The organism is Hydrogenophaga sp., from assembly GCF_031426985.1.
Classification (GTDB): Bacteria; Pseudomonadota; Gammaproteobacteria; order Burkholderiales; family Burkholderiaceae_C; genus Hydrogenophaga.
The window spans coordinates 1-3,349 of the sequence record NZ_JASJOY010000108.1 but is presented as its reverse complement, the minus strand read 5'-3'; the positions used below and the strand labels follow the sequence as shown (position 1 = coordinate 3,349).

At 68.2% G+C, this 3,349-nt stretch carries 3 protein-coding genes and 1 pseudogene; all 4 read left to right on the top strand.

The features are described from left to right. A pseudogene (locus RMP09_RS14280) lies at positions 1–472 on the top strand (type IV pili twitching motility protein PilT); the annotation flags it as partial. Further along, positions 472–1,638, top strand: coding sequence for a succinyl-diaminopimelate desuccinylase (dapE, locus tag RMP09_RS14275; RefSeq protein ID WP_310566648.1), 1,167 nt, complete (start codon positions 472–474; stop codon positions 1,636–1,638). The pseudogene RMP09_RS14280 and the gene dapE, both read left to right, overlap by 1 nt. Next, positions 1,635–2,528, top strand: a complete 894-nt coding sequence (prmB, locus tag RMP09_RS14270; RefSeq protein ID WP_310566647.1) for a 50S ribosomal protein L3 N(5)-glutamine methyltransferase — start codon at positions 1,635–1,637, stop codon at positions 2,526–2,528. The genes dapE and prmB overlap by 4 nt, the downstream gene beginning before the upstream one ends. Further along, positions 2,525–3,349 (top strand): ABC-F family ATP-binding cassette domain-containing protein (locus tag RMP09_RS14265; protein WP_310566646.1); only part of this gene is annotated, 825 nt, incomplete at its 3' end. The genes prmB and RMP09_RS14265, both read left to right, overlap by 4 nt.

The window sequence follows — 3,349 nt, the reverse complement described above, 5'->3', positions numbered from 1 at the left end:
GCTGCACGCCAACAACAGCTACCAGGCGCTCAACCGCATCCTGAGCTTCTACCCCGTGGAAGTGCGCCCCACCATGCTGGGTGACCTGGCCGCAGCGCTGCGCGCCATCGTCTCGCAGCGCCTGCTGCGCACCCACACCGGCGGCCGCGTGCCGGCCATGGAGGTGATGCTCAACACCGCGCTGATCGCCGACCTGATCCAGAAGTCCGACTTCTCCGGTGTGCGCGAAGCCATGGAAAAGTCGCTGGCCGAAGGCTCGCAGAGCTTCGAGCAGGATCTGGCGCGCCTGGTCACCGACGGGCTGGTCTCGCGCAACGAAGGTCTGGCCCACGCCGACTCGCCCAACAACCTGCTGTGGCGTCTGCAGAACGACTTCAACGCCGTCAAGTCCAACGAATCGGCCAAGCCGAGCGAGGAAGACCAGAGCGACCACGCCACCTTCACCGAGTTCACGCTGGACGTGAAGTTCTGATGAGCGAAACCCTGCGCCTGACCGAAGCCCTGATCGCCCGCCCCTCGGTCACCCCGCTGGACGAGGGCTGCCAGGCCCTGATCGCCGACCGCCTGCGCGCGCTCGGCTTCGTCTGCGAAACCATCGAAAGCGGCCCGGCCGACTTCCGCGTGACCAACCTCTGGGCGCGCCACGGCAACGGCCGGCAACCCACCCTGGTGTGGGCCGGCCACACCGACGTGGTGCCCACCGGCCCGCTGTCCGCCTGGACCAGCGACCCCTTTGTGCCCGCGCACCGCGATGGCAAGCTGTTCGGCCGCGGTGCCAGCGACATGAAGACCTCGCTGGCCGCCATGGTGGTCGCCTGCGAAGAGTTCCTGAGCGCGAACCCGCAGCCCGGTATCGACATCGCTTTTCTGCTGACCAGCGATGAAGAAGGCCCGGCCAACGACGGCACCGTGGTGGTCTGCCGCGAACTGCAGCGCCGCGGCGAACGGCTGGACTGGTGCATCGTCGGCGAACCGACCTCGGTCGAGCGCACCGGCGACATGATCAAGAACGGCCGCCGGGGCACCATGAGCGGCAAGCTCACGGTCAAGGGCATCCAGGGCCACATCGCCTACCCGCACCTGGCGAAGAATCCCATCCATCTGGCCGCCCCCGCGCTGGCCGAACTGGCGGCCACGGTCTGGGACCAGGGCAACGCCTTCTTCCCACCCACCAGCTGGCAGATCAGCAACATCCACGGCGGCACCGGCGCGAGCAACGTGATCCCTGGCACGGTGGTGATCGACTTCAACTTCCGCTTCTGCACCGAGTCCACGCCCGACGGCCTGCAGCAGCGCGTGACCGACATCCTGGCGCGCCACGGCCTGCAGCCAGGCACCGACTTCGACCTCGCCTGGACGGTGGGCGGCCTGCCCTTCCTCACCACCCCGGGCACGCTGGTGGACGCTGTGCGCGAGGCGATCCGCGACGAAACCGGCCTCAGCACCGAACTCTCCACCACCGGTGGCACCAGCGACGGCCGCTTCATCGCCCAGGTCTGCCCACAGGTCATCGAACTCGGCCCGACGAACGCGACCATCCACAAGGTCGACGAACACGTGCCCGTGGCCGACATCGAGCCCCTCAAGAACATTTACCGCCGCACGCTGGAGCGGCTGGCACAACAGGCCGCCGCATGACCCTGCAAGACATCCTCGCCGGCGCCATTGCGCGCCTGGACGCCGCTGGGCTGGCCTATGGCCACGGCACCACCAATCAGCGCGACGAAGCTGCGTGGCTGGTGTTGTGGCAACTGGGCCTGCCGCTGGACGGCGACCTGGACGAAATGGCCGAAACGCCGGTCAGCGAAGACGATGCGCTGGCGGTGGCCGACCTGATCACCCGCCGCATCGAGACGCGCCAGCCCGCGGCCTACCTCACGCACGAGGCCTGGCTGCAAGGCGTGTCGTTCTACGTGGATCAGCGTGCCATCGTGCCGCGCAGCTTCATCGCCGAACTCATCGCCGATGGCGGCTTCGACGCCTGGTTGTCCGACGACACGCAGCAGGTGCTGGACCTGTGCACCGGCAACGGCAGCCTGGCCGTGCTGGCCGCGCTGGCCTGGCCCGAGGTGCAGGTCACCGGTGCCGACCTCTCGCCCGACGCACTGGCCGTGGCCCGCATCAACGTCGACCGCCACGGCCTGCAGGAGCGCATCACCCTGATCGAATCGGACGGCCTGGCCCAGTGCCCCGGCCCCTGGGACCTGGTGCTGTGCAACCCGCCCTACGTGAACTCGCAGAGCATGGACGCACTGCCCGCCGAGTACCGCGCCGAGCCCGAACTGGCCCTGGCTGGCGGCCGTGACGGCATGGACTTCGTCCGCGCCCTGCTGCGCGACCTGCCCGCGCGCCTGAACCCCAACGGCGTGCTCGTGCTGGAAATCGGCAACGAGCGCGCCCACTTTGAAGCCGCCTTCCCCCAGCTGGAAGCCGTGTGGCTGCCCACCAGCGCCGGTGACGACCAGGTGCTGCTCCTTTCTTTTGATGCCCTTTCGGCGCTGAACGCTTCGGCGGCGCCCCAACCATGATCACTTTGCGAAATGTGGTCCTTCGTCGTGGCACGAAGGTCCTGCTCGATGGCGCGTCCGCGACCATCAACCCCGGCGAAAAAGTCGGCCTCGTCGGCCGCAACGGCGCTGGCAAGTCCAGCCTGTTCCGCCTGCTTGACGGCACCCTGCACGAAGACAAAGGCGACTTCAACGTGCCCGCCCAGTGGCGCGTGGCGCAGGTGGCGCAGGACATGCCCGAGACCGACCTGCCGGCGACGCAGTTCGTCATCGAAGGCGACGTGACCCTGCTGGCCGCCCAGCAGGAAGTGACCGCCGCCGAAGCCAGCGACGACGGCGAACGCATGGCCCACGCCTACATGGCCCTGCACGACGCTGGCGCACACGATGCCCCCGCACGCGCCCAGGCGCTGATCCTGGGCCTGGGCTTTCGCATCGACGAGCTGGACCGCCCGGTCAACAGCTTCTCAGGCGGCTGGCGCATGCGCCTGCAACTCGCGCGCGCCCTGATGTGCCCGAGCGACCTGCTGATGCTCGACGAGCCCACCAACCACCTGGACCTGGACGCCCTGGTCTGGCTGGAGGCCTGGCTCAAGCGCTACGAAGGCACCATGCTCGTGATCAGCCACGACCGCGAGTTCCTCGACGCTATCACCGACGTCACGGTCCACATCGAACGCGCCCAGCTCACCCGCTACGGCGGCAACTACAGCCGCTTCGAAGACATGCGCGCCGAGCAGATGGCGCTGCAGGCCACGGCCTACACGCGCCAGCAGGAAAAAGTGGCGCACCTGCAGAAGTTCATCGACCGCTTCAAGGCCAAGGCCAGCAAGGCCAAGCAG